Raw genomic sequence first — 25577 nt, forward strand, 5'->3', positions numbered from 1 at the left:
ATCAGATGCGTGGTGTCACGGCATCTGAGTGGGCAGGGGGTGAAAGACAACGCCGTCCAGGCCGAGGCGCTCGTAGGTGTCGACGAAGAGCTGGGTGCAGACGATGACGGAGGAGTAGTCCTCCAGGCGGAACAGGTCCAGGTGACTGGGAAGCGTGGAGGCGTCCAGCAGGAGCTCACGGGGCCGCGGAATGCCGTGGCGACCGCAACGAGGGCAAGGCGGTTCGTGGTGGGGGGGCAGGCAGTCCAGGTGTACACGGCCCACGGGGAGGATTTCCAACTCGAGTAACTCAGGCGATGCACGCTGGCGGAAGCGCAAGTCGGTGCGGCATCCCTTGAGTCCTCGCAGACCTTCGGTCTGGAGCTTCTCCAGCGCGTCGCGCTGTATCAGCAGAACCCAGGGCACGGGAGAGACGAGCTGTCCAAAGCGGCCCTGGGCCTTGCCCATGATCGGGCCAAACCTCGCTCCAGGTTCGAGCATGCCTCCCTGTGGGAGCAGGGGACGTACCAGCTCACACAACCTTTCATACTCGTCCACGGGCTCGGGTCGGGCTTGTTCGAAGTCTGCCAGGGAGGCAACTGGGGTCAAGTCCACTGAGGGGTATGCCTTGGAGCCGGAACTCCAGATAGCCTTACATGCAGGGCAGATGATGCCCGGCAGTTTCCACCTGTGTGAGCCATCGACGTGGCCTGTGTGGCCTTCGTTCCTGTCCTCGTCGATTCTGAAATAGGACGCGAGGGAACGTTTTGTTTGTTTCATTCGCAATAATAGGAAACGAGCGAACCATTGAGGTAGAAGCGTTCCATGAGCTCGAAAGCATGCCGCCAGATGTCTTCCAGGGTGGCGGTTTCTTGGTTCTGTATCACGAATTGACGCCAGGCTTCATTCCATTGACCTCCTCTGGGTCCGCCACTGTGCAGCCAGGAGTGGAAGCTCTTGGGGAGCCGCATGGTGAAGGCATGAATGTTGATGCCCTTGTCTTTGAACCATTCGGCAAGGAACTTCTCCTGCGGAAAAATGTGATGCTTTTCGATGGGCTCCCGAGAGGGGATGCACGGAGGGCGAAGTGCCCTGGCCGCGTACTGGCCGCGGATGTTCCAGTTGTGCCAGGGGATCTCGAAGACGGGTTCCTTGCCGCCTGGGGCGGCCAGCGAGCGACCCCACCAGCGAGTCGGGTTGGGTGGAGGACGAAGGGCGCCATGGGCCAGGGCTGGCAGCACGGGGTGAGGGTCCACTTCCTCCAGATCCCGGCAGCGCCAGACGGCACAGCCCGCCTCGTCACACAAGGGCACCACGCAACTCGTGTCCGCGCGGACCTCTTCCCACGAGGACACCGCGTCCAGCGCTTCGTCGTCCTCTCGTGGGGCGGGTGGGGAGGTGACGCAGGCGCTGAGCATCACACCGAAGAGGGCCCACCACTTCATGGAACTCGGAAGGCTCATACCTTCGATGATATTCCCCCCGGCGGGTGAGGTGGCACGGCAGTCTCCACCTTGCCCATTGCTCCGAGGACGAGTGGTGCAGCCATCGGAACGCAGAGCGGACTCAGTCGCTTGTACTGGCACGGCCGTCGTATGCTGTGCTGCTGGAGCAGGTGTACCGGATCATCCACTGAAACCCGCCTCGATGAGCCGCACTGCCTCGTGGGTCCCGTTGACGTAGGCGGGCACGGGCCGCTCGGAGCATGACGTGGAGCCGCTCCGCAGCAGCTCCCTCACTCGCTCGAGGGCTACGTCGAGCGTGGAGATGCGCTCGGAGTCCCGGAGCCGCAGCGCCTGCCGGTCATAGAGCCGGGGCCGGGCGATGGCCACCAGCGGTGTCCCCGTGGCGCGCGCCTCCTGGACGGTGTTGTAGCCGCCCGCGCCCACCAGGACGTCGATGCCTCGCATGACCGAGAGCGCGGGCCAGAGCTTCCATGGTGCGCTGGGAGACAGCAGCCGGACGAAGGTGCGCGGGCCGGGCATACGCTGGAGCCTCTCCGCGAGCGCGGCGGACTCGTCCACCTCCTCGGGCCGGCCACAGGCCAGCACTGCCACCACGGGTACCGTCTCCTCGTTGGTGGGCACGCCCAGCGTCCTCCGCGCGGTGGGGACATCCAGCAACTCCCCGGAATCGAGCAGCAGCCACGGCGGCGTGCTCACTGCGCGCGGGTGGTGGGCGAAGGGCGCGGGCTCGCCGGGGACGAGCAGCCGGTCGAAGGTGTCGACGAACCGCGCCAGCCCGAAACGCTCCACGTAGTCCGGGTGCAGGTCCCGGTGCACGAGCACCTTGCGCGCCTTCATCCCGGGCAGCAGCGGCGCGAGCTCTCCACCGAGCCCTCGCGGGAAGGTGTCCACGACGAGCACCTCGGGGCGGACACGGTCGAGCAGCCGCTCGATGGACTCGCGCACGGCGTGCTTGTCGAACTCCGCGCCGAGCCGGTGGACGTTGCCCTCGCCCAGCTCGGCCTCCAGCGCCAACTCGGGAGCGAAGGGGCTGTTCGTGATGACTTCCACCCGGTGGCCCCGCCGCCGGGCCGCTCGTCCGAGCGCCACGGCGCGCGTGAGGTGCCCCATGCCTCCGCCGAGCGCGTAGATGAGCCAGCGTTCCCCGCTCATGGCTCAGCTTCCGCCCATGTCCTCCTCGAACTCGCGCTGCTCCCGGGCACGCTGGCGCAGGGCCTGGCCATCGGCCTCGGTGAAGTCATTGGGGTCGTTGAGGAGGTCATGGCCCCAGTATCCGTGGTCGTAGTAGCCGTAACCCCGGTAGTAGTAGCTGGAGTAGAGGTAGGGGTCGTCGCCCGCGCCCGCGGGGGGACGGCGGAACTTCGAGCCTCCGGCCTCCTCCCGGCGGGTGGCCTTGAAGCACTCGGTGCAGGCCTGCTTCCCGTTCCACGGATGGCCATGCTCGGCGCAGATGGGCTTGTCGCACTGCGCGCACCGCTGGGTGGCGGGCCGGGGGCAGTCATGCGCGAAGAGGAACCCGGCTCTCTCCTGACAGGCACCGAGTATCTCGCGAGGGGAAGGGGACATAGAGGCTTGCGATTTCCTGGAGGCGCAGCGTGGCTCAGCCCGCGCGCGAGTGCACGGCCTTCTTGTCGAGGGCTCGTGACAGGTTGAGGAGCTGGTAGAGGCTCAGCAATGCCATCGCCACCACCCGCTGGCCGTTCAAGGGCGCGGGCCCGGTGCCGCTCCCCGGGCCCGGAGGGGGTTCGTTGCCAGCGGCCCACGGCGAGGCCAGGTGGAGCGTCATGTCGACGCGGTCCGCCTCCACGGTGAGATCCTTGAGCTGGGTGCCCTTGAGGAGCTGCACGGCCCCCTCGGCCCGGGAACCGAACCGTTCGAGGTGCTGGTAGCGCTCGGGCTTCACCCGGAGCCGCACGCGCAGCAACGCATCCGACAGCTCCTTGCTCTGGTACTTCGTCTTTCCCCGGATGTTGGTCTTCGTCCGATTGCGGAGCTGGACGCGCTGGGTCATCTCCAGGCGGACGTGCGTCCCATCCAGCAGCCGCGCCTGCAGGGAGAGCCACGGGTCCAGGTAGTGCTTCACGTTCCAGCCGCTCGGGGTCTTGCTCTCGTTCTGGTACTTGTCCGAGTGAGTCTCCGGGCGCAGATCGAGTTCGAGTGTCACCGGCTCGTCTGGAGCGATGTCCGCCTGGAGCAGTCCCACCAGGCGCGAGGCCAGTTCGTAGCGCCGGTTCTCCAGGTTGAGCCGCTGGTGCCGGGAGCGCACGATGAAGGCACCGATACCCACGAGTGCCAGCGCCGTTCCGGCCCAGGTCAGTGGCATTCCGACTCCCTCACCGCCCATCACCATGAAGCCCACGAACAGGCAGAGCACGCCCGCGGCCAGCGTGAGGGTGCCCACCTTCGTGGCCCGGTCCTGCTGCTTCTCCTTGAGGGCATCGAGCTCCACCAACTGCTGGAGGTCTTCGATGATCTGGGGGCAGGGGACGGTGGCGCGGTAGATGGGCTCGTTGCTGAACTGATCGACGTCGACGGCCAAGGTCCGCTCTCGGAGTGAAAGGGAGGAGGATCGTAGGAGTGCACCCTCCCACCGGTCAATCAGGGGGGTTGGTGCCGGCGGCCCCGGGCGGGATACTGAGTGGGCCGTGTCCTCCTCCGGAATCATCTACGCGTCCTTCGACCGCTTTCCCGCGCCCAAGGGAGCGGCGGTCCACATCCGCGCCTTCGTCGAGGCGCTCGGCCGGGCCTTTGGCGGGTTGGATCTGCTGGCCATCGGAGGCGAGGCGGGAGAGCCGCCCCCCGAGGGCGTCCGCTTCCACCCGATGCGGGCCCAGGGGCCGGATCTCATCCAGCAGGCCATGTGCTTCCGGGGTGAGCTCGCCGCGTGGTGGCGGGGACGGGAGCGGGCGTCCGTGGTGCACGTGCGCTCCATCTTCGAGGGCTACCCCATCGCCCGGCGCAAGGAGCAGCTCACCGAGCACCTGGTGTTCGAGGTGAATGGCCTGCCCTCCATCGAGCTGAAGTACCACGCGCCCGCGGTGGCCGAGGACGATGAGCTGTTGCGCAAGCTGGTGGCCCAGGAAGACGTGTGTCTGGAGAAGGCGGACCTGCTCCTCACGCCGAGCTCGGTGACGGCGCGCCACCTGGAGTCACGCGGCGTGGCGCCGGGCCGCATCCGTGTCATCCCCAACGGAGTGGACACCGGACTCTTCACCTACCAGCCGCCGCGGCCCTGGGCGGAGCGGCCCGTGCGCCTGCTCTACAGTGGGACGATGACTTCGTGGCAGGGCGTGCACCACGCCATCGAGGCGTGCCGGCTGCTGCGCCGCGACGTTCCGGTACTGCTCACCCTGGTGGGCCCCACGCGCCGGGAGCAGCGCCGCGAGCTGCTGGACATGTGCGGCGAGCTGGTGGGCGAGGGCGCGGTGGAGCTGCTCGACGCGCTGCCGCAGGCGGAGCTGGCCAGGCTCCACCATGCCTGTGACGTGGTGCTGGTGCCGCTGCCGCCCAACGACCGGAACCTCGTGCAGGGGTGCTGCCCGCTGAAGCTGCTGGAGGCGATGGCCTCGGGCACGCCGGTGGTGGCGAGCGACATGCCCGTGGTGCGCGCGGTGGCGGAGCACGGAGTGCACGCGTTCCTCGTGCGTCCGGGCTCGCCCAAGGCCATCGCCGAGGCGGTGCGCTCGTTGAAGGCGGACCCGGCGCTCGGTCTCCGCATGAGTCAGCAGGGGCGGGCCCACGTCGAGCGCGACTTCACCTGGGCGCGGGCGCAGGAGTCGTTGGTGGTGGCCTACGAGGAGGCCTTCGGGATGGTGCGGTCCAGCACGCGCTGGAGCGCCGCGGCCTCGGCCTGAGCCTGGAAGCGCTCCTCGATGCGGGCGCGGGCCGCGGCACCGATGGCGGCCTTTCGCTCCTCGGGCAGGCTCAGCACGTCGACGACCGCCTGTCCCAGGTGGTTGAGGAGCGCCTTGGGCACGAGGAAGCCGTTGTGCCCGGTGTCGATGGCCTCGGGAATGCCGCCCGCGTCGCTGGCGACGACGATGCGCGCACACGCCATGGCCTCGAGCATCGCGTTGGGCATGCCATCCCAGAGCGAGGGCTGGAGGTAGACGTCACACAGCCGCAGGTGGGCGGCCACGTCCTCGGGCGCATCGAGCCGGCCGGTGACGAGGATGCGCGCGGCGGCCTCGGGGTGCTCGGCGCGGAAGGCGGTGAGGTGCTCCTGCTCGCGCGAGCGCACCTCGCCGATGACGAGCAGACAGGCGGGCCGCACCTTGCGCACCTCGGTGAGGGCGGACAGGAGGAAGGGGACGCCCTTCTTGTGGCGCAGCTCTCCGGAGAAGCAGAGCACGAGCTCACCGGGTTGGATACCGAGCCGCTCGCGCAGCGCGGGGTCCGCCGGACCGGGGTGGAAGAGGGTGGTGTCCACGGCGTTGGGGATGACCTCGACGCCCGGGTCTCGGCCGAGCAGCATGGCCATCTTGCGTCCGAGGTCTCCCGAGGCGGCGGTGAGGACGGTGGCGCGCTGGAGCGTCCAGAGCAGCCGGGAGAAGTCCGCCGGGGGGAACATGGCCTGGTCCACGTCGTTGCCGCGGGCGCTGACGGTGGAGGGAATGCCGGCGAGCCCGGCGAAGGTGACGGCCATGAAGCCCGGGGGCGAAAGGTAGTGTCCCCAGACGAGCTGATAGCGGCGCTGCGAGTGCAGATAGTCGAGCACGTCGAGCGTGTGCTGCATGGAGGTGTCCGTCTGGCCGAAGAGGCCGAGCCGGTGCAGCGTGGCCCCGCGCGCGGAGGCGGCGACCTCGCCCGCGTCGAGCGACTGGAGGGCGCCGGGGGGCAGGGTCCGGGTCCAGGTGAGGACGTCCACCTGGGCTTCCAACCGGGCCAGGGAGCCCGCGGTGCGGGCGCCGCTGCGTGCGAGTCCTCCCAGGTCAGGAGGAAATCGTTCCGCGATGAGGAGGATGCGTGGGCCGCTCGGCATGGGGCGGCATCCTATCCCTCCTCGCGCCCGCTCAGGCCATGGGCGCGGTGGTGCTCACCTGGGGCTCCCCGGCCTTGGGTTTGCGCAGCACCGAGGCCGCCACGCCGCTCAAGCCAATCAGTCCCACGAGGTTGGGGAACACCTGCAAGCCATTCATCAGATCTCCCCAGGCCCAGATGGTCTCCACCTTGCCCATGGCACCGAAGACGACCAGGCCGCAGTAGATCCACCGGTAGGGTTTGGTGATGCGCAGGCCGAAGGCGTACTCGAGGAACTGCTCGCCGTAGTAGGCCCAGCCGATCAGCGTGGTGTAGCCGAACAGGAAGGCGCAGAAGGCCACCACCCAGCCACCCACCGTGGGAATCGCCGTGTTGAAGGCCTGCGCCACCACCGCCGTGCTCGTGAGCCCGGACGTCCACGCGCCGCTCGCCAGAATCACTAGCGCGCTGATGGTCGAGGTGACGCACGAGACGATGAACACCTCCATCACCGCCTGGAGCCCCTGCTTCACCGGGGCATCCGTCTGCGCCGTGCCGTACGCCACCGCCGCCGTGCCGTACCCCGCCTCGTTGGCGTAGATGCCCCGGGCGATTCCGTACCGCATCGCCGTCATCATCCCCACCCCGAGCGCACCGCCTCCCGCGGCCTCCATGGAGAACGCCTCGCGCACGATGAGCGCGAACACCGACGGCAGTTGCGCCGCGTGCGTGAGGATGACGATGAGCCCTCCGGCCAGGTACAGCCCCACCTTCAGCGGCGCGAGCTTCTCGGCCGCGCGGCCAATGCTCTTCACTCCGCCAATCACCACCAGCCACGTGAGGATCGCGAGGACCACGCCCGAGGCCCACGGCGGAATGGCGAACTGGCTCTGCCACACCACGGCGATGGAGTTGGGCTGGGTGAAGGGCGTCGTCGTGAGCGCGGCCACGCCCGCGATGACCGCGTAGAGCCACGCCAGCTTCGGCGAGCCGAGCCCGTCCTTCAGGTAGTGCATGGGCCCCGCTGACAGCCGGTCCCCGTGTACCTTGCGATACTGGATGCCCAGCACCGCCTCGCAGAACTTGATGCTCGTGGCGAAGAAGCCGTACACCCAGATCCAGAACAACGCACCTGGTCCGCCGCTCACGATGGCCGTGGCCACGCCCGCGATGTTGCCCGTACCAATCGACGCGCCGAGCGCCGTCATGAAGGCCTGGAAGGGGCTCAGCGTCCCGGCGCCGCTCGCCTGGGCCGGCACCATGGCCCGCAGCGCCTCCGGCAAGCGCGTGACCTGGACGAAGCGCAGCCGGATCGTCAGGAACACACCAGTTCCCAGCAAGAGAGCCATCGTCCAGGGGCCCCAGACGGCATTACTGGCTACGTCGATCGCGTTGCGGATGGGTTCGGGCAGCATGGAGTCCCGTCATAATCCCATCCGCGCCTCCGGGGCACCCACCGGATAAAGAGAGGATCATCGTGACCGCCCCCGCCACTCCCCAGGAGCTCTTCGCCCTCTGGGCCGACGTCCGCCTCCAGGGCCTCCCGCCCCCCGCGCTCGTCCGCCACCCCCACGTGCAGGCTCAGCTCCGCCGGCTCCACCCGTCGGCGCCGGACCTCTTCCAGGTGGAAGAGGTAGGACGCTCCGTGGAAGGACGCCCCCTCCACCTCGTCCGCGTGGGCTCCGGCCCCCGCCACATCCTCCTCTGGTCCCAGATGCACGGGGACGAGCCCACCGCTACCACCGCCCTGTTGGACCTCTTCGAGTACCTCCGTCTCCACCGCCAGCACCCCCGCGTGGCCCGGTTGCTCTCCGCGCTCACCCTGCACGCCGTGCCCATGCTCAACCCCGACGGCGCCGAGCGCTTCCAGCGGCGCAACGCCCAGGGCATCGACGTCAACCGCGACGCGCTCGCGCTCCAGACGCCCGAGGGCCGCACCCTCAAGGCGCTCCGCGACAGGCTCCAGCCGTCGCTCGGCTTCAACCTCCACAACCAGAGCTGGCGCACGGCCGTGGGGGATGGCTCGCGCCGGCCCGCCTCCATCTCCCTGCTCGCTCCCCCCTTCGACGCGTCGCGTAGCGACAACCCGGGCCGGGTGCTCGCCAAGAAGGTCTGTGCCGTCATCCGGGACGCCCTCGAGCCGCTCGCTCCCGGGCAGATCGGCCGCTACGACGACTCCTTCGAGGTCCGCGCCTTCGGCGACAACCTGGTGCGCTGGGGCACCCCCACCGTGCTCATCGAGACCGGCCCGTGGCCCTCGGCCGAGCCCGACGAGCCGCTGCTCCGGCTCAATTTCGTGGCCCTGGTGTCCGCCCTGGAATCCCTCTCCACGGGCGCGGTGGAGCACGCGGACCTCGAGCGCTACGAGTCCATCCCTCTCAATGACAGCAAGGGAATGCTGCACCTCGTCATTCGCGGTGCCCACGTCCACGGCGAGGCGGGAGACGCCTTCCTCTCGGACGTGGGAGTGGCCGCGGTCCAGGCGGTGCGCAACCGCGAGGGCTCGGCCTCCGTCGTACTCTCGGGCTCCATCGAGGAGCTGGGAGATCTGCGTGTCTACGGCGCCGTGGAAGAGGTGGACGGCACTGGCCTCACCGCCGTGCCGCTGCCTTCCCAGGACGTGAGGGTAGGGGACACGCTGCCCTTGCCGCCCCGCGGCGAGCTCACGCTTCGGGTGGGCCTGCCCGCGGAGCTGATGTTGCTGCGGCCGGTGGAGCCGGCAGGGAATTACCGCGTGGAGCGAATCATTCGCTACGAGCGTTGAATTCCCAAGTTTCTAAAATGTGACTAATGTGCGCCCCACTTCCCAGGAGGGGTCAGCATCTTGTCTTCACACGTTCGACTTGCTCGCGCGTGGTGTGTCCTGCTGTTGCTGCTCGGGTCCAGCGCATGGGCCCAGGGCACGGCGGTCATCACCGGCAAAATCATCAACTCGGCCGACAAGAAGCCACTGCAGGACGCGGTGGTGACGGTCACGTCTCCGAGCCTTCAGGGCGAGCAGACAGTGGTTTCCGACGCCAGCGGCCAGTATCGGATTCCGCAGCTGCCGTCGGGTAACTACACCGTTCGCGTGGACATGGAGGGCTTCCGTCCCTTCTCGCGCGGTGACATCCAGCTGCGCATCGACCGCACCATCCGCTTCAACGTGGAGCTGCTGCCCGAGGGCGGCCTGAGCGAGGAGATCACCGTCACGGCGGCTCCGCCCACGGTGGACGTGGCCTCGAGCGCTTCGGGCCTGAATATCGACGCCGCCATCCTGAAGAATCTCGCGGTGAGCCGGCCGGGCTCGAAGGGCTCGGCCTCGCGCTCCTTCGAGTCGCTGGCCGAGATGGCTCCGGGCGCGCAGGAGGACACCTACGGCGTGAGCATCAACGGTGGTACCTCGCCGGAGAACCAGTTCGTGGTGGATGGCCTGTCGGTGAACGACCCGGCCGTGGGCACCATCGGCACGCCGCTCTCGGTGGAGTTCGTCAAGGAGGTCAACGTCATCACCGGTGGCTACATGCCCGAGTACGGCCGCTCCACGGGCGGCGTGATGAACGTGGTCACCAAGTCCGGCTCCAACGAGTTCCACGGCTCGGTGTTTGGTAATTTCGCCCCGGGCTTCCTGCAGTCGGCCGGTCCGGCCATCCAGCAGGCCGGCAGCGTCATCTCCGCCCAGGGCACGCCGTGGAACCAGGGTGACTTCGGCTTCGAGGTCGGTGGCCCCATCCTCAAGGACAAGCTGTGGTTCTACGCTGGCGCGGCGCCCTCCTTCACCCGCATCCAGGTGTCGCGGCAGCTCAGCACCCTGGACATCTGCACGGCGGTGGACAAGGCGAACGGCTGCGACGCCGTGGGTGCCGCCCGCATCGACCCGGAGACGCGCTTCCAGGTTGCCACGCCCATCCCGGGTGCCCGGACGGATCGCTTCGCGGACGAGCGGACCGTGCAGTACATCGGCAAGCTCACCTACCTCTTCAACGCGGACCACAACCTGTCGCTGTCCGTGTATGGCACGCCCACCTGGTCGGGCGGAGACGGCCGGTACTCCTTCAGCCGCGATGGCGCGCCCGAGGTGTGCAGCGGGCTGTCCTGCACCGCGTACGTCCAGGGCGCCTATGATGCCATCGCCACCCGCCGCACCGGTGGCGCGATGGACATCGTGGCCAAGCAGACCTCCTCCTTCTTCGACAAGAAGCTGCTGGTGGACGCGACGGTCGGCTGGCACCACCAGAACGCCTCCATCCTCCCGTCGGATGGCTCGGGGCTCGGCACCGGCCAGGGGCTCTCCGCTCAGTCCAATATCGCCTGGCGGCGCACGCGCAGCGTGAGCGGCGGCAGGACGGCGCGCGACTACCACAGCATCACCGAGTTCGAGCAGCTCGAGGACCCCTCTGTCTGTGACTCGCCCGTGGGCATGCCCGATGGGCAGTACGCGACCCGTTGCCCTGTCGCCTCGTATGCCAGCGGTGGTCCCGGCACCATCAGCATGTCGGAGCTGGACCGTTACCAGGGCAAGGCGGTGGGCACGTACCTGCTCGAGGCGCTCGGCCACCACGTCATCAAGGCCGGCTTCGATGCCGAGGGCGCGAGCTTCTACAACAAGCGCGCGCGCACCGGCGGCGCTCCCTGGCAGGAGTGCACCAGCGGCGCGTGCTTCTTCACGCTCAACCAGTACGGCTACCTGAGCGGCCCGGACACCATCGTGCCGCTGCCCTTCAAGGAGGGCACCACCGCCTCGGCGACGGTGGGCGGCTTCATCCAGGACAGCTGGTCCATCATGGACAAGGTGACGGTCAACGTGGGCGTGCGCTACGACACGCAGACCATCTGGGGCCTGGACGGCAAGATGGGCCTGAACCTGCCCAACCAGTGGTCGCCCCGCGTTGGCGTCATCTACGACTTCACCCAGCAGGGCCGCTCGAAGCTCTACGCCAACTACGCGCGCTTCTACGAGAACGTCCCGCTGGACATGGCGGACCTGTCCTTCCCCCAGCAGCAGCTGCTGACGGCCACGTACAACGCGCCCAGTTGTGACCCGCGCGACCCCGCGGACCTCGTCGAGGGCGGCGACTGCAACGTGAACTCCAACCGCCAGGCGATCGGCAACCCGGAGAACCCCAACCAGTTCTGGGGCGGCGAGGGCGGTGACCGGGTGTCGGTGGATCCGAACATCCGCGCCCAGTCCAGCGACGAGATCGTCCTGGGCGCCGAGTACGAGGTGCTGCTCGGGCGCGTGGGCCTCCAGTACACCAGGCGCTTCCTCAACGACGTCATCGAGGACATGAGCCGCGACGACGGCACCACCTTCTTCCTGGGCAACCCGGGCAAGGGCTTCGCCACGGACTTCCCGCTGGCCCGCCGCGACTACGACGCGGTGAACGCCTACTACACCAAGAGCTTCTCGGACGGATGGCTGGCGCAGGTCAGCTATACGTGGTCCTCGCTGCGCGGCAACTACTCGGGCCTCTTCCGCGCGGACACCGGGCAGATCTCCCCCAACCTGACGCGCGACTTCGACCTGAAGTCGCTCACCATCAACCGCGATGGTCCGCTGCCGGGTGACCGCACGCACGCCATCAAGATCTTCGGCGCCAAGGAGTTCCGGCTCGCCAAGGACCTGAGCCTCGACATCGGTGGCGGCTGGCGCAGCCGCTCGGGCGCTCCGCTCAACTACCTGGGCTTCCACCCCCGCCGCAGTGGCGCGGAGACGTTCATCCTGCCGCGCGGCAGCGCGGGCCGGCTGCCCTGGGTGCACAACACGGACGGCCACCTGGGCATCACCAAGAAGCTCGCGGGCAACTACGCGCTCAGCCTCTCCCTGGACGTCTTCAACATCTTCAACTTCCAGGAGGTGACGGCGCGGGATCAGGTCTTCACCACCACGCGCGTGCACCCCATCGAGCAGAACGGCAAGCCGGCGGACCTCGAGGCCTGCCGCACGGACACTGCCAGCCCCGACTGCCGCGTCTACGTCACCACCGCTCCGCTGGACAGCCCGCAGGCCATCACCAACGCGGACATCAACCCCAACTTCAAGAAGCCCATCGCGTATCAGGCGCCCCGCTCCATCCGCTTCGGCATGAAGCTGAGCTTCTGAGACACGCTCCTGGGAGAAACATCATGACTCTTCGACTGATTGGATTGGGTACGGGCGTGGTGCTGCTCGCCTCCACCCTGAGCGCCTGTGATCCCCTGCAGCAGGACCCGCAGTGCGTGGTGGCGCGCGCCGTGTCGGACGGCTCTACCGGCTCGTTCGCCACCTCCTTCTCGCTGGCGCCGGGCGAGGACGCGGCGGCCTCGTGCGCGCACCTCAAGCCGGAAGTGGTGGGCCTGCAGAAGTATTTCAGCCAGGACCCGAACGCGCGGGACAGGGACCCGAACGTGAAGGACCGGGTGGGCATCCGCTCCCAGCCCTGGTGGTTGGCGATGCCGGCGGTGGTGGCAGCGGAGCGGCCGTACGCGGTGGATCCGGACGCGCCGGTCCAGCGCCACGCCGTGGGCGACCTGACGACGGACGCCCCGGGCCCGGACAACTATTGCGAGGTCCCCCAGCTCGACAACCCGACCCGCCTGGAGCTGCGCTCGACCGTGAGCGGCCAGCCGGGCCTGAGCCTCGCCTACGCCTGGTCCAACCTGCGCGTCTACAACACGCCGGAGATCCCGGGCACGTTGTTCGTCGCGGACCTGACCTACACGGAGAACGGCTGCGAGGCGAAATACAAGGTGAAGGGCATCTGGCCCGTGGTGTCCTGCGCGACCAACAGGAAGCCGGATGAGTCGAAGTGCGACCCGAACGCGGATCCCTCCGTGGGCCGCCTGCGCGGCTCGGGCATCAACCCGAGCTTCGACGTGAAGTGCGATCCGGACGCGCTCATCTGCGTGCTCAAGGATCCCACCGCCGCGTTCCCGTAGCCGTGGAACGGCGCCTCCGCGTCCTCCCCTCGGCAGGTGGGGACGCGGGGGGGCTGGGGGCTCGCCTTTTCATGTGGGATGGTGTAGGGTTTTTGGTGCCATGCACGCCTACGCCGTCGAACTGTCGAAGGAACTGGGCCTCAAGCCCGAGCAGGTGGACCGGACCCTGGCGCTGAGCGAGGAGGGGGCGACCGTCCCCTTCATCGCCCGCTACCGCAAGGAGGCCACGGGGGGCCTGGACGAGGTGCAGATCCAGACCATCCTGGACCGGGCCGCCGAGCGCGCCGAGCTGGATTCGCGCCGGGAAACCATCCTCCGCACCATCGAGGGGCAGGGGAAGCTGACCCCGGAGCTGGCCCAGGCGCTCCAGCGGGCCCGGACGCGCACGGAGCTGGAGGACCTGTACCTCCCCTACAAGCCCAAGCGCCGCACCCGCGCGGCCATTGCCCGGGAGCGGGGCCTGGAGCCGCTCGCGGACCTGCTCTGGAAGCAGGAGGCGGGGAAGAAGGACGACGTGGCCGCCCGCGCGCGCGCGTTCGTCGACGAGGGCAAGGAGGTGCCGGACCTGGAGACGGCGCTCGCCGGGGCTCGGGACATCTGCGCCGAGCGCGTGGCGGATGACGCCGGCCTGCGCCGCACCGCCCGCGAGATGTGCGTGCAGAAGGGCCGCCTGCGCTCGGCCGTGGTGGCCAAGAAGAAGGGCGAGGCCACCAAGTTCGACAACTACGCGGACCACGAGGAGGACCTGTCCAAGGCGCCCTCGCACCGCATCCTCGCGCTGCTGCGCGGCGAGGCCGAGGAAGTGCTGCGCATCCAGCTGGCCCTCCCGGATGACGAGGTGAAGGGCACGCTGTCCTCGCGCGTGGTGACGAAGCCCCAGTCCCCGTTCGCCCCCGAGCTGCGGGCGGCGGTGGAGGACTCGTGGGAGCGGCTCATGGGCCCCTCGCTGGAGTCCGAGCTGCGCAACGAGCTGAAGGAGCGCGCGGACCGCGAGGCCATCACCGTCTTCGGGCAGAACCTGCGCCACCTGCTGCTCACCGCGCCCGCGGGCAGCCGGCCCGTGCTCGCGCTGGACCCGGGCCTGCGCACCGGCATCAAGGCGGCCATGATGGATGGCACCGGCAAGGTGGTGGACACCGCCACGCTCTACTCCGAGAAGAGCGGCAGTGAGCGCGCCGCCGCCGCCAAGCAGTGCGGGGCCATCATCCTCAAGCACAAGCCCGAGCTCATCGCCGTGGGCAACGGCACCGGCAGCCGCGAGGCGGAGACGTTCGTGCGCGAGGTGCTCAAGGCGCTCGGCTCTCAGGTGCCCGTGGTGTCCGTGAGCGAGCAGGGCGCCTCCATCTACTCGGCCTCCGAGGTGGCGCGCGAGGAGTTCCCCGGCCTGGACGTGTCGCTGCGCGGCGCGGTGTCCATCGGCCGCCGGTTGCAGGATCCGCTCGCCGAGCTGGTGAAGATCGACCCCAAGAGCATCGGCGTGGGCCAGTACCAGCACGACGTGGACCAGGGCATGCTCAAGAAGAAGCTGGGCGAGGTGGTGGACTCGTGCGTCAACGCGGTGGGCGTGGACGTGAACACCGCGTCCCCCCAGTTGCTGGAGCACGTGTCCGGCATCGGCCCCACGCTGGCGAAGAAGATCGTCTCCCACCGCGCCGCCAAGGGCCGCTTCACCACGCGCCGGGAGATCCTCAAGGTGAGCGGGCTGGGCCCGAAGACCTTCGAGCAGGCCGCCGGCTTCCTGCGCGTCCACGGCCCCGAGCCGCTCGACGCGAGCGCCGTGCACCCCGAGCGCTACGGCGTCGTGGAGCGCATGGCGAAGGACCTGGGCGTGGACGTGAAGCAACTGGTGGGCAACGCCGCGCTGGTGCGGAAGATCGACCCCAAGCGCTACCTGGGGCCGGACCTGGGCGAGATGACGCTCAAGGACATCCTCGCCGAGCTGGAGAAGCCCAGCCGCGACCCGCGTGGTGACTTCACGGCGCCCTCCTACCGCGAGGACCTGCAGAAGCTGGAGGACGTGAAGGAGGGGATGGTGCTCCAGGGCGTCGTCACCAACGTCACCGCCTTCGGGGCCTTCGTGGACGTGGGCGTGCACCAGGACGGGCTCGTCCACGTGTCCCAGCTCTCCACCCGCTTCATCAAGGATCCCAGCGAGGCGGTGAAGGTGGGCGACCGGCTGACCGTGAAGGTGTTGAGCGTGGACCTCGCCCGCAAGCGCCTCGCACTGTCCGTGCGCGCCGTCACCGAGGGCACCTCGGGCGCGGCCGGCGGGCCCTCCCGCTCCTCGCGTCCCGAGCCTGCTCCGCCGGCCAGCAAGCCAGGGAGCGGGGGTAGCAGGGCCCCGGCCCCCGCCGCGCAGAAGCCCTCGGCCGAGCCCTTCAACAACCCCTTCCGCAATCTCAAGCGCTAAGAGGGCGGGCCCCATCGCTGGGATCCCAAGAGGGCCGGGCTCGTATATCCTGGGCTCCCAGCTTTTGCGGGAGCGCCATGAGACGACTGCTGCCAGGAGTATTCGGCCTCGTGCTGCTGTGCTGCGGCATGGCGGTGGCGCAGGAGTCCGCTCCCATCGTCCTGGGGCTGCACGCGGACATGAGCTCCGGCTCGGCGCTCGCGGGCGAGGCCATCCTCCGGGGGGCCCAGCTCGCCATCGCGGAGATCAACGAGCAGGGAGGCCTGCTGGGAGGGCGGAAGCTGGAGCTGGTGGTGAGGGACCACCACGGCGTGCCCACGCGGGCCACGGAGCAGTTGCCGGAGCTCGCGAGCACGCCCCACCTGGTGGCCGTGCTGTCGGGGCTCCACGGTCCTCCCGTCGTCCAGAACCTGCGGTACATCCATGAGCAGCGGCTCATCGTCGTGAGCCCCTGGGCGTCGACCTCCGGTGTGGTCCACCACGACTGGTCTCCCAACTACACGTTCCGGGTCTCCGTGAACGACCAGCAGATGGCCGAGTACCTCATCGCGCAGGCGCTCGCGCGGGGGCACAAGCGGCTCGGCATCGTCCTGGAGAAGACGGCGTGGGGCCGCAGCAACAAGACGGCCTTCAGCGAGGCCCTCGCCCGGCGCCAGATGACGCCCGCGTGCATGCAGTGGATCAACTGGGCGGACGCGGATGGGGAGGAGCAGCTGGCCGAGGTGGAGCGGGCGGGGGCGGACGCCCTCCTGCTGGCGGCCAACGCGCCCGAGAGCGCGGCCATCGTGAGGGCGCTGATGCGCAGGCCCGCGGACAAGCGGCTCCCCATCTTCGCGCATGGGGGAATCAGCGGACCGGACTTCGTGCGCCAGTCGGGAGCGTTGCTCTCCCAGGTGGAGCTGCACGTGGTGCAGACGTTCTCCTTCATCGGCAACCCGGGCGCGCGGGCGAAGGCGGCCGCCGCGAGGTACCACGCGTTGTTCGGCACCCGGTCCGAGGAGGAGATCTTCGGCCCGGCGGGCACGGCCCAGGCCTATGACGCCGTCTGGCTGCTCGCGCTCGCCATCCAGAAGGCGAAGTCCACCGAGCGCTCCCGGGTGCGCGACGCGCTGGAGCGCCTGGGCCCCTACGAGGGCCTGGTGCGCACCTATCAGCCGCCCTTCACTCCCTCCCGCCACGAGGCGCTGAGCCCCGCGGATTACAAGTTGGCCACCTTCAACCCTCGCGGCGTGCTGGTGCTCGCCCAGCCGTAGGACTCCCCACCGTGAATCTCCTCCGGAGCTTCCAAGGCAAGCTCCTCCTCTTCTTCCTGCTCATCGACGTGCTCATGGTGGGCGTCCTCGTCACCACCGTGTCTCGCGGCGCGCACCAGGCGCTCGAGACGGCGAACCGCGAGCATCTGCTCGAGCTGGCCCACTTCGCCTCGGATGGCATCGACGAGCAGCTCCAACTGCGGTGGAACGCGGTGCAGTCGCTCGCCTCCAACCCGTTCATGACCAACAGCGTCATCGATACGCTGGGCCGCAGCGACTACCTCGAGCCCCTCATGCAGCGGCTGAGCCTGCCGGGCAAGGGCGGCGAGGAGAGCGATCTCTGGCTGCTCGACTTCATGGGGCGCGTCATCGCCCGCAACGGCCGGAGCGAGAGCGTGGGCTCCTTCGCGCAGGAGCCCTGGTGGCCCAGGGTCCGCGATGGCCAGCCGCAGGCCCTGATCGTCTCCGAGGCGGGGGTGCCGCACGTGCTCTTCGCCTTTCCCGTCGTCTACCAGCGGCACACCGAGGGGGCCCTGGTGGCCCGGTTCGACCTGTCCTTCGTGGGCGGAGGCGCCGCGCGCCAGGGGCTGGAAGTGGTGCTGATGGACGGGGAGCGGCTGCTGGACGGCCACCTGTCGCCCCAGGCGGTGGGGGCGCTGAAGTCCTTGTCCTCTGGAGCCGGCGCGCGCAACACCATTCTCATCGACGGGACGTACTACCTGGTGGTCCCGGTGGAGGGCTTCGCGCGGGAGCATGGCTTCGGCTGGTCCCTGGTCCTCTCCGTGCCGGCCGAGCGCATCTCCGGTCCGGTGGAGGCGTTGCGCCAGCGGATCATCCAGGGGGGCGTGGTGACGGGGGTGCTGCTCATCCTGCTGATCATCTGGCGCACCCGGCTGCTGATGCGCCCGCTGCAGCAGCTCCAGCGCTCCATGCGGCGCATCATCGACGGGGGGGACCTGAGCGAGCGCATCCAGGTCCGCACCGGGGACGAGCTGGATGCCATCGCGGGCACCTTCAACCTGATGCTCGAGCGGCTGGCCCACCGGGGCGCCGAGCTGGAACGCTCGCGGGAGCACCTGTCGCTGCAGGCGCAGATCACCTCCTCCTCGCCCAACGCCATCCTCATGGTGGGCGGAGAGGGCTGGGTGCTCGTGTGCAACGAGGCGGCGGAGAAGCTCTTCGGGTGGCCGCGGCTGGAGATGCTGGGGGCCTCCTTCCTGGAGCGGATGGTGCCCGAGGAGTCGCGCGAGCTCGTCCTCGGGTTGTTGGACCGCGCCAGGCAGGGCGAGCCCGTGGAGGCGGAGCTCTCGCTCATCACGCGGCAGGCGGGGAGCATCCCCGTGCAACTGACGTTGTCGCGCATCCTCGACGCGGCGGGGTCGGTGCTGGGGCACGTCTGCATCGCGAGGGACCTGCGCGAGGTGAAGCGGCTGCGCGAGTCGCTGGTGCAGTCGGAGAAGATGGCGGCGGTGGGCACGCTCGTGGCCGGCCTGTCGCACGAGCTGAACAATCCGCTCGGCATCATCCTCGGTTTCGCGCAGGCGCAGTTGATGAGGCCCTCGCTGGACAACGGGTCGCGCACGGCGTTCGAGTGCATCGAGACCCACACCCAGCGCTGTGCCCGGCTGGTGCGTACACTTCTGGACTTCTCGCGCAGGAGCGGCCCGGTGCGCGAGCGCATCGAGGTGGGGCGCATGCTCGAGCGCGTGTACGAGCTGGCCAGTGGCCAGGCCGAGCGGAGCCAGGTGCAGTTGAAGATCATCGAATCCCCGGCGGACCTTCCCGGGTTGGAGGCCAATGTGCCGGAGATGGAGTCGGCGTTGCTGAATCTGGTGGGCAACGCCTTGGATGCGACGCCGCCCGGGGGGACGGTGTCCATCGGGGCGCACCTCTCTCCGGCGCGCGATGGCATGGAGTTGTTCGTGACGGACACCGGGAGCGGCATGGCGCCGGACGTGCGCCAGCGCATCTTCGATCCCTTCTTCACCACCAAGCCGGTGGGACAGGGGACGGGCCTGGGCCTGTCCATCACCCGCAGCATCGTCGAGTCGTACGGTGGCCGTATCGACGTGGAGACGGCCCCCGGTGCCGGCACCACGATGCGGTTGTGGTTCCCGGTGGCGCCGGCGCACCCCACGGAGGTGTCCGCGTGAGTTCCCCCATGAATGAGCAGATCCTCGTCGTGGACGATGAGCGGGACATGCGCCTGCTGCTGCGCTACCAGCTGGAGCAGGAGGGCTACGCCGTCACCGAGGCGTCCGATGGCAAGGCCGCCCTGAAGCTGCTGCGCGAGTGCTCGCCCGGGTTGATCATCACCGACGTGCGCATGCCCTTCATGAGCGGGCTCGAGCTGCTGCGCGAGGCCAAGCAGGTCCTGCCCGCCACCGAGGTCATCGTCGCCACCGGCTATGCCGAGGTGGAGACGGCCATCGAGTGCATGCGGGCCGGGGCGTTCGATCTCATCCGCAAGCCGTTCAACATCCATGAAATGTACGCGTGCGTCACGCGCGCGCTGGACCGGTACCGGCTCAACGCCTCGGCGGACATGGTGCGGGCCAGCCAGTCCTTCTTCGAGACGAACGAGTTCGATCGGATTCCCCAGGCCATCGTGGAGGGGAGCCGGACGCTGATGGCGGCGGACGCGGTGGTGCTGCTGATGCAGGAGGCGCAGGGGCGGCTCCAGGTGGCGCACGCGTGCGGCCTGTCCTCGGAGGAGGAAGGGGGCTTGCTGCGCGAGCTGGGCGAGCGGGTGGTGCAAACGCTGTCCTCGGACAGGACGCCGGCCCTGGCGGCGCCCGGCCTGGAGGATCGGCGGCTCGGTTCCATCCAGGCGTTGGGGAAGGGGGCCTCGGTCATCCTCCACCCGTTGACGGTGGGGGAGCGGGTGCTGGGCGTGCTGGGGATGCTGCGCAGGGACGGGCTGCGCATGTTCGGCAGGAAGGAGTTGGATCGCGCGGCGATGCTGGCGAGCCATGTGGTGCTGGCGCTGGAGAACTGGCGCCTGGCGTGCCAGCTCGCGTCCTCCGAGCGGCTGGCGACGCTGGGGCAGGTGGCGGCCGGCATCGGACATGAGATCAACAACCCGACGGCCTATGTGCTGGGCAACCTGGGCTTCATCCAGGAGCAGGTGGCGGCGTTGCGCCAGGGCGAGCCGGTGGACCTGGAGGAACTGGAGCAGGCCGTGATGGACGCGCGGGAGGGCGGGCTGCGCATCAGCGACATCGTCCGGGACATGCGCTCGCTGGCGAAGACGGACGCGGAGGCGGGGGGGTGGTTCGAGCTCGACGAGGCCATCCGCTCGGCGCTGCGCATCGCCCGGCTCGAGACGATGCGGCAGGCGAGCGTCGAAACGCAGCTGCCGCGAGGGTTGGAGGTGAAGGGGAGCCCGGGCCCGGTGTCCCAGGTCTTCGTGAACCTGCTCGTCAACGCGGCGCAGGCGCTCGAGTCGGCGGAGGGGCCGCGCAAGGAGATTCGCGTCACCGCCCGGCGCGAGGCGGACATGGCCGTCATCGAGGTCAGCGACACGGGGCCCGGCATCCCGGCCGAGGTGCTGTCCCGGCTCTTCCAGCCCTTCTTCACCACGAAGGGCTCGACGGGGACGGGACTGGGATTGTCCATCAGCCGGAACATCGTGCGCCGGCTCGGGGGAGACATCGCCGTGCGCAGTGCTCCGGGAGATGGGACCGTGTTCACCGTTTCATTGCCGGCACGTCCCGTGGAGAAGGAGGTCCCGGTTCCGGTGGTGCCCTCGCGCTCAACGGGCTGACACGGCGCCCCCACGGTGCCCCCTCTCCCTCGCCCTCCGGGAGAGGGTCGGGGTGAGGGTGCCCGGGCCCGTATTCCCACCCGTGGCCCGGAAGAGGGCCACGGGTTCCATCACGGAATCAGCTCAGTGCTGTGCCGTGAGCTGCTCGCGCATCCGATACAGCCGGGTGGGCTTGATGCCCGGCTCCGGCTCGAACGAGGGCTCCGGCTCGGCGTGGAGCTCTGGCGCGAGAGCCGCGGGGGTGGAGAGGATGCTGCTCACCGTGGTGGCGCTGGCGATGTCGACGAGGGACTCCATCACGTAGGGCCGCACGGCGAGGGAGACGCCGGGCGTGAGATAGGAATAGACGGTGATGGCGTACTTCTGGCCGGGCTGAAGGATGCCGGGAGGCACGTCGACGAACGTCTCGCTCGTGTGGATCGTGCTCACGGCGCTCGCGACGGTGCGCGTATCGCTCGCGCTCAACCGGGAGAGGCGGACGCGGTAGGCGGAGGGCGAGCCCACGAGCGGAGCCTTCCAGGTGATGCGAGGCGTGAGGGAGGTGAGCGTGAGGGCCTGCTGGGCGTTGCGTCCGTCCACGGCGAGGTCCCACGCCGGGGTGATACGCGGGGTGATGGGCCCGGCGGTGGCGACACTCAACTTCCGCGTGTCGATCAGATTGCCGGTGACGCCGCCCCAGGTGGTCCCGGGCAGGAGCGTGGCGGGGATCTGGAAGCCGTGGGAGATGCCGACGACGGCTCCCCAGCTGAAGGGGTAGGGGTTTCCGTACGTGAAGCTGGTGACGAGGTCGGTGATTTCGCTGGGATTGCTGGCGAACATCAGATCACCGGAGTACCCGTACCAGCTCTCCGAGTCCCAGGGGGTGGGCGAGATGCCGAGGCCCTGGCTGGAGGGGACCGACTGCGGGTGCACCTGGACCTGATAGGCCTCGAAGCGCGAGCGCCACCACTCGAAGCGAGCCGTGTACTGGGGGGCCAGCTGGAAGGTGCCGTACAGATCGTTGCTGACGGTGGGGCTCATGGTGAGGGGGTCCGGGGTGAAGAACCGGTCGATGGTGCTGTAGGTGAAGGTGCCGTTGTTTCGTTCGGCGAGGGAGTTGATGTACAGGCGGTCGCCTCGCGACGCGTTCACGAGCAGCTCATCCACTGTGTTGGTGGACATGTAGCGCACGGGGAGCTGGTCCACGAAAGTGGCCCCGGCGGGCACGGGGGCGTTGGCGTTCAGGTACGCGAATTCGCCGAGGTTGGAGCTGACGGCCTCGAAGCTCGGGAAGTCGTCGTACGGCTGGGGCGCGAGGTTGGACGCGGAGACCGTCACCGGGAGGGGAGTGGTGGTGCCCGCGCGATCCCGGCGGCCGAGGTCATAGCGGTCCAGGTCCATCGTGCGCGAGTCGGACACGACGTAGAGGGTGCCGAGCTGCAGGTAGTAACGGCCGGCGGGAGCATCGGTGACGCGGAAGGTGCCGTCCGGGGACGTCTGCACCGTGAGCGGGCGCGTGCCGCCATCCGAGAGCGTGAAGGCCTTCAGCTCGGGCGAGAGCGGATCCACGGGTTGGGTGAAGTCGCCGATGTCGATGCGGTAGTGCATGACGCGGCTGCCGCGCACTTCATACGGGTTGCCACCATCGACACCGCCGTCCGCGGCGAGGCTCGTGTCCTCGGGGACGATGATGGGGTCACGCCCACCATGGAAGTCATCCGGCTGCCCATCGGCGCCGGAGCCGCAGCCCACCAACGTCAACGAAGACAGCAGGACGGAGAACAACGACCTTTTGAGAGACACGAGGCACCCCTCTCGGGAGCATGAGTGAGGCTCCCGAATCTACTACAAGGGATGCGGCTATTCCCTGGAAGGCATCTTAGACCGGGAGAGAGCTGTCGATGGGGAAGGGAACCATTTCACCGCCGAGCCGCTTCGTGCGTGCGAGCAATTGATGGAAGCGGTCCGTGCCGTTGCGCGAGTCGAATTTCACCGCGATGCCCTCGGCCTGGGAGGAGAGCCAGCCGCGCAGCGTCCGGATTTCATAGGTGTCCCCGGGCGAGTACAGCGCGAAGGAGCGCGGCAGGGAGAGCACCACCTTCTCCCGTCCCTCCTCCACGGCCCGCTCCATGAGGGCGAGCGCGGCCGAGTGGAAGGTGAAGCGGTCCCGGTGGCTGGCGTGCTCCAGCGCCCACCCCACGTGGCGCTCGAAGAGCTTCAGCCCGCGCTCCACGTTGCCGGTGAGCGCGAGGAACTCCAGGTGCTCGCCCACGGTGGCGAGGAACTCGCGGTTGCGCTGCACCAGGGCATAGCCGCGCAGGTGGCTGTCCCTGGCCTGCTCCAGCCGTCCCAGCTTGAAGAGCGGGTAGAGCACGCTGCCCAGCGTCAGGTGCGGCACCTCCGCGCACGCGTTGCGCCCCTCGAGCAGGGGCCGGGCCTTCTCCAGCGCCACGGCGTACTCGCCCCGGTCGATGTGGTGATCCAACTCGTCATCGAGCTCGCAGGCGCGGCAGTCCGTGAGGTGGTCGCGGGGCTCGCGCACCCACTGGGCCCAGAAGTCCTCCGCCACCGCGGTGTCGCCCATGTCCCGGGCGGCCTGGTAGCGCAGTTTCAGCACCGCCCGCCGTCCCGCTCCGGCCTTCGCGAAGCACTGCTCCACGTCGTCCAGCGCGCCGGCTATCTGCTTGCGGCTGATGTGGGGGAACTCGTCGAGCCGGCCCACCACCCACTTCTGCTTCCAGAGCAGCGGCTCTGGCGGGTAGCGCACCGGGTCGCGCTGCTGCTGGCCCCGGCACCAGGCGAAGGCCACCAGGGCGCGGTCCGGGAAGCCTCCGAAGGTGGCCGCGTCGATGAGCGCGTCCCGCACCTCGTAGGCGAGTGGTCCGTCCGCGTGTGCGTCCGCGAGCCGGGCGGCTTCCTCGAGTGCCATCACCTTGGCCTCGCCCGGCTCCAGCCTCTCCGCGCGCCCGAGCAGGTGTTTCACCTGCTCGCGCCAGTCCTGCTCCATCAATGCATGCCCCCAGTGCCTTCGTCGTCATCCAGCCGCGCGGCGATGAGGCCGAGCAGCCCGCGGTTCAGCAACCCCATCTCCCGCGCGTTGAGCGGGCGGTGTCCCAGCAGCAGCGCCTGCACGTACAGCATTTCCACCGACAGCTTGAGCTGCGCGGTGTCCCGCACCCGCGTCAGCCGCCGCACCACCGGGTTGCGGAGGTTGAAGCACAACTGCGGCCGCTCCTCCTCGTGGGAATCGGTCAGCGCTCCCTCCAGCACCGAGGCGTACAGCTCGTCCGTCTCCTCGCGGGCGCGCTCCACGTCGCGCCGGAAGGCCCCGTCGTCCACGTCTCCGTAGAGCGTGGGCACCTCGGGAGGGAGGAACTTCTTGATGCTCACCTCGCAGCGGAACGGCTCCAGCGCTTCCGTGGCCACCTGCCGCAGCCGCGCCACCATCTCGCGCTCCTCGTGCGTCAGCTCCTCGAAGCCCTGAGGGAGCTGCGCCGCGGAGAAGAGCTCCACCTGGGCGTCCGGCATGACGCGCGGCAGCTTCTCCAGCAGCGCGGTGTCATGCGTGTAGGCGCCGTTGAGGATGCACAGCCCCTGCGCCGCCGCCACGCGCGCCACCTGCCGGAAGGCGTCCAGCGTGTTGACGTAGCGCACCGAGGGAAAGGACTGGCGGTAATGCCCCAGCGTCATCATCCCCAGCGTCGTCTCGAAGGGCAGCCAGTGGATGACGAGCCGGTAGAAGTCGTCATCGTCCAGCGCGAGCGCCTTCACCGACAGGCCATGCAGGGCGATGAGCCGCTGCAGGGTGCGAGGGTCGTTGTGGGCCAGGTCCACGAGGTACTGGCGCAGGCACTGGCCGAGCGATTCGCGGGCGCGCGCCAGCGTGGTGTCCTCGTAGAAGGCCTCGCGGCTGGCGGTGGGGCGCAGACCCTGGGCATTCACCACGCACCTGACGAAGAAGGCCCACTCGGGGAGCAGGTTCTCCGCGCTCTCGGACAGCAGCATGTCCTTGAGGTAGACGCGGTGCTTCTGGCGCGCGTTGAAGTGGGGAGAGAAGGGCAGCACGAAGGCCACCCCCTCCACCTGGCCCGCCTCGGCGCGCAGGGGGATGCAGTCCACGAAGTCCTGGCCGAACACCTCGCGCCCGTAGGCCAGCAGCGCGGCACGGCGCTCTCCCGCGCTCTCGTACTCGCGGCGCCAGGGAGGCGGGGCCGGGTTGAGGTGCGCGGCGCGGCCCTCCACGGTGAGGTGGATGGGGAAGGGCAACAGGCCCCCATAGTGCACCGCGAGTTGCCGCACCCGCTCCGCGGTGAAGTACTCGGCCGCGTCCGCCCGGGCGGCGAGGAACACCTGGGTGCCCGGGTGCGCCAGCGGGTGCTCGGACGGCCGCACGGAGTAGGTGCCGTCATGCCGGCCCCGCCATTCCATGGTGCGCCCGTCTCCCTTCGCCGAGCGCGTCACCACCAGCAGCTCGTCGCACACCATGAAGCAGGACAGCAGGCCGATGCCGAACTGGCCGATGAAGTCGTTGCGGCGGGCCTCCAGCGTCTCGCGCTTGGAGCTCTCCCCGATGGTGGCCAGGAAGCGGTGCAGCTCCTCTTCCGTCAGCCCCACGCCATCGTCACTGAAGAGCAGGGTGGGCAGCCCGCCGTCCTGCTTCTCGATGAGCTCCATCCGCACCGAGCCCGGGTGTCCAGGCTCCAGGTGCCGCCGGGCACGGATGGCGTCGGTGGCGTTCTGCAACAGCTCGCGCACGAACACGCCGGGCGTGCTGTAGAGGTGGTGGGAGAGGAGGTCGATGACCCCCCGGAGGTTGACCTGGAAGCGATGGTCCACGGGCGGCGCAGCCTATAGCGGGTATGCCGCGA

At 69.1% G+C, this 25577-nt stretch carries 18 protein-coding genes; 8 read left to right on the plus strand and 10 right to left on the minus strand.

The window, feature by feature from the left end; all coding sequences use genetic code 11:
• Positions 1-15 precede the first annotated feature (15 nt).
• The 5 genes from BO221_RS18435 to BO221_RS18455 form a co-directional block, all read right to left on the minus strand.
• Positions 16-759, minus strand: coding sequence for a double-CXXCG motif protein (locus tag BO221_RS18435; protein WP_073561877.1), 744 nt, complete (start codon positions 757-759; stop codon positions 16-18).
• The gene (locus BO221_RS18440; RefSeq protein WP_233166119.1) at positions 756-1424 is read right to left on the minus strand and encodes a TIGR02269 family lipoprotein; all 669 of its coding nucleotides are present in this window, start codon (positions 1422-1424) and stop codon (positions 756-758) included. The genes BO221_RS18435 and BO221_RS18440 overlap by 4 nt, the downstream gene beginning before the upstream one ends.
• Before the next feature lie 180 nt (positions 1425-1604).
• On the minus strand, positions 1605-2597 hold the full coding sequence (locus BO221_RS18445) for a hypothetical protein (protein WP_073561752.1): 993 nt from the start codon (positions 2595-2597) through the stop codon (positions 1605-1607).
• A gap of 3 nt (positions 2598-2600) precedes the next feature.
• Positions 2601-3011 carry a hypothetical protein gene (locus BO221_RS18450; RefSeq protein WP_083681145.1) on the minus strand — a complete coding sequence of 137 codons (411 nt, stop codon included), beginning with the start codon at positions 3009-3011 and terminating at the stop codon, positions 2601-2603.
• Between the two features lie 34 nt (positions 3012-3045).
• Positions 3046-3984, minus strand: a complete 939-nt coding sequence (locus BO221_RS18455; RefSeq protein ID WP_073561753.1) for an ABC transporter permease — start codon at positions 3982-3984, stop codon at positions 3046-3048.
• Positions 3985-4090: 106 nt separating this feature from the next.
• Between BO221_RS18455 and BO221_RS18460 the strand changes: the two genes are divergently transcribed.
• The gene (locus BO221_RS18460) at positions 4091-5299 is read left to right on the plus strand and encodes a glycosyltransferase family 4 protein (protein ID WP_073561754.1); all 1209 of its coding nucleotides are present in this window, start codon (positions 4091-4093) and stop codon (positions 5297-5299) included.
• Here the strand turns inward: BO221_RS18460 and BO221_RS18465 are convergent.
• Together BO221_RS18465 and BO221_RS18470 are read right to left on the minus strand one after the other, a co-directional pair.
• Positions 5236-6426: a glycosyltransferase gene (locus BO221_RS18465; protein ID WP_073561755.1), complete on the minus strand. Its 1191-nt coding sequence runs from the start codon at positions 6424-6426 to the stop codon at positions 5236-5238. The genes BO221_RS18460 and BO221_RS18465 overlap by 64 nt on opposite strands.
• Positions 6427-6457: 31 nt before the next feature.
• Entirely contained in the window at positions 6458-7819 is a 1362-nt protein-coding gene (locus tag BO221_RS18470; protein WP_073561756.1) for a sodium:alanine symporter family protein, read from the minus strand.
• A 62-nt stretch (positions 7820-7881) separates the two neighbouring features.
• On the opposite strand from BO221_RS18470, the gene BO221_RS18475 reads away from it, so the two are divergent.
• The 7 genes from BO221_RS18475 (at position 7882) to BO221_RS18505 (ending at position 20730) form a co-directional block, all read left to right on the plus strand.
• Positions 7882-9168, plus strand: a complete 1287-nt coding sequence (locus BO221_RS18475; RefSeq protein WP_143195524.1) for a M14 metallopeptidase family protein — start codon at positions 7882-7884, stop codon at positions 9166-9168.
• Positions 9169-9228: 60 nt separating this feature from the next.
• Positions 9229-12486: a TonB-dependent receptor gene (locus BO221_RS18480; RefSeq protein WP_073561758.1), complete on the plus strand. Its 3258-nt coding sequence runs from the start codon at positions 9229-9231 to the stop codon at positions 12484-12486.
• Positions 12487-12509: 23 nt separating this feature from the next.
• Positions 12510-13301: a hypothetical protein gene (locus BO221_RS18485; protein WP_073561759.1), complete on the plus strand. Its 792-nt coding sequence runs from the start codon at positions 12510-12512 to the stop codon at positions 13299-13301.
• A 100-nt stretch (positions 13302-13401) separates the two neighbouring features.
• Entirely contained in the window at positions 13402-15711 is a 2310-nt protein-coding gene (locus BO221_RS18490; RefSeq protein ID WP_073561760.1) for a Tex family protein, read from the plus strand.
• 77 nt (positions 15712-15788) lie between these two features.
• Positions 15789-16964 carry an ABC transporter substrate-binding protein gene (locus tag BO221_RS18495; RefSeq protein WP_073561761.1) on the plus strand — a complete coding sequence of 392 codons (1176 nt, stop codon included), beginning with the start codon at positions 15789-15791 and terminating at the stop codon, positions 16962-16964.
• Between the two features lie 11 nt (positions 16965-16975).
• Positions 16976-19117: a PAS domain-containing sensor histidine kinase gene (locus tag BO221_RS18500; protein ID WP_073561762.1), complete on the plus strand. Its 2142-nt coding sequence runs from the start codon at positions 16976-16978 to the stop codon at positions 19115-19117.
• An 8-nt stretch (positions 19118-19125) separates the two neighbouring features.
• On the plus strand, positions 19126-20730 hold the full coding sequence (locus BO221_RS18505; RefSeq protein ID WP_143195525.1) for a hybrid sensor histidine kinase/response regulator: 1605 nt from the start codon (positions 19126-19128) through the stop codon (positions 20728-20730).
• A gap of 123 nt (positions 20731-20853) precedes the next feature.
• Here the strand turns inward: BO221_RS18505 and BO221_RS18510 are convergent, their stop codons facing one another.
• The 3 genes from BO221_RS18510 to BO221_RS18520 all read right to left on the minus strand — a co-directional run bounded on the left by BO221_RS18510 (position 20854) and on the right by BO221_RS18520 (position 25545).
• Complete coding sequence (locus BO221_RS18510) at positions 20854-22512, minus strand: hypothetical protein (protein ID WP_143195526.1); 1659 nt, start codon at positions 22510-22512, stop codon at positions 20854-20856.
• Between the two features lie 76 nt (positions 22513-22588).
• A complete protein-coding gene (locus BO221_RS18515) occupies positions 22589-23716 on the minus strand; it encodes a hypothetical protein (RefSeq protein WP_073561765.1) in 1128 nt (375 codons plus the stop codon).
• Positions 23716-25545 (minus strand): HSP90 family protein, encoded by a 1830-nt coding sequence (locus BO221_RS18520; RefSeq protein WP_073561766.1) that lies wholly within the window; start codon positions 25543-25545, stop codon positions 23716-23718. Before BO221_RS18520 ends, BO221_RS18515 begins: the two co-directional genes overlap by 1 nt.
• Positions 25546-25577 lie beyond the last annotated feature (32 nt).

Origin of the sequence: Archangium sp. Cb G35 (assembly GCF_001896145.1) — a bacterium.
GTDB lineage: Bacteria > Myxococcota > Myxococcia > Myxococcales > Myxococcaceae > Archangium > Archangium violaceum.

What these genes read in the sequence shown, in the direction of transcription:
- BO221_RS18465 (WP_073561755.1), bottom strand. Translation starts at nt 6,426, where the DNA reads ATGCCGAGCGGCCCACGCATCCTCCTCATCGCGGAACGATTTCCTCCT.
- BO221_RS18490 (WP_073561760.1), top strand. Translation starts at nt 13,402, where the DNA reads ATGCACGCCTACGCCGTCGAACTGTCGAAGGAACTGGGCCTCAAGCCC.
- BO221_RS18495 (WP_073561761.1), top strand. Translation starts at nt 15,789, where the DNA reads ATGAGACGACTGCTGCCAGGAGTATTCGGCCTCGTGCTGCTGTGCTGC.
- BO221_RS18515 (WP_073561765.1), bottom strand. Translation starts at nt 23,716, where the DNA reads ATGGAGCAGGACTGGCGCGAGCAGGTGAAACACCTGCTCGGGCGCGCG.
- BO221_RS18435 (WP_073561877.1), bottom strand. Translation starts at nt 759, where the DNA reads ATGAAACAAACAAAACGTTCCCTCGCGTCCTATTTCAGAATCGACGAG.
- BO221_RS18485 (WP_073561759.1), top strand. Translation starts at nt 12,510, where the DNA reads ATGACTCTTCGACTGATTGGATTGGGTACGGGCGTGGTGCTGCTCGCC.
- BO221_RS18450 (WP_083681145.1), bottom strand. Translation starts at nt 3,011, where the DNA reads ATGTCCCCTTCCCCTCGCGAGATACTCGGTGCCTGTCAGGAGAGAGCC.
- BO221_RS18505 (WP_143195525.1), top strand. Translation starts at nt 19,126, where the DNA reads ATGAATGAGCAGATCCTCGTCGTGGACGATGAGCGGGACATGCGCCTG.
- BO221_RS18440 (WP_233166119.1), bottom strand. Translation starts at nt 1,424, where the DNA reads ATGAAGTGGTGGGCCCTCTTCGGTGTGATGCTCAGCGCCTGCGTCACC.
- BO221_RS18470 (WP_073561756.1), bottom strand. Translation starts at nt 7,819, where the DNA reads ATGCTGCCCGAACCCATCCGCAACGCGATCGACGTAGCCAGTAATGCC.
- BO221_RS18445 (WP_073561752.1), bottom strand. Translation starts at nt 2,597, where the DNA reads ATGAGCGGGGAACGCTGGCTCATCTACGCGCTCGGCGGAGGCATGGGG.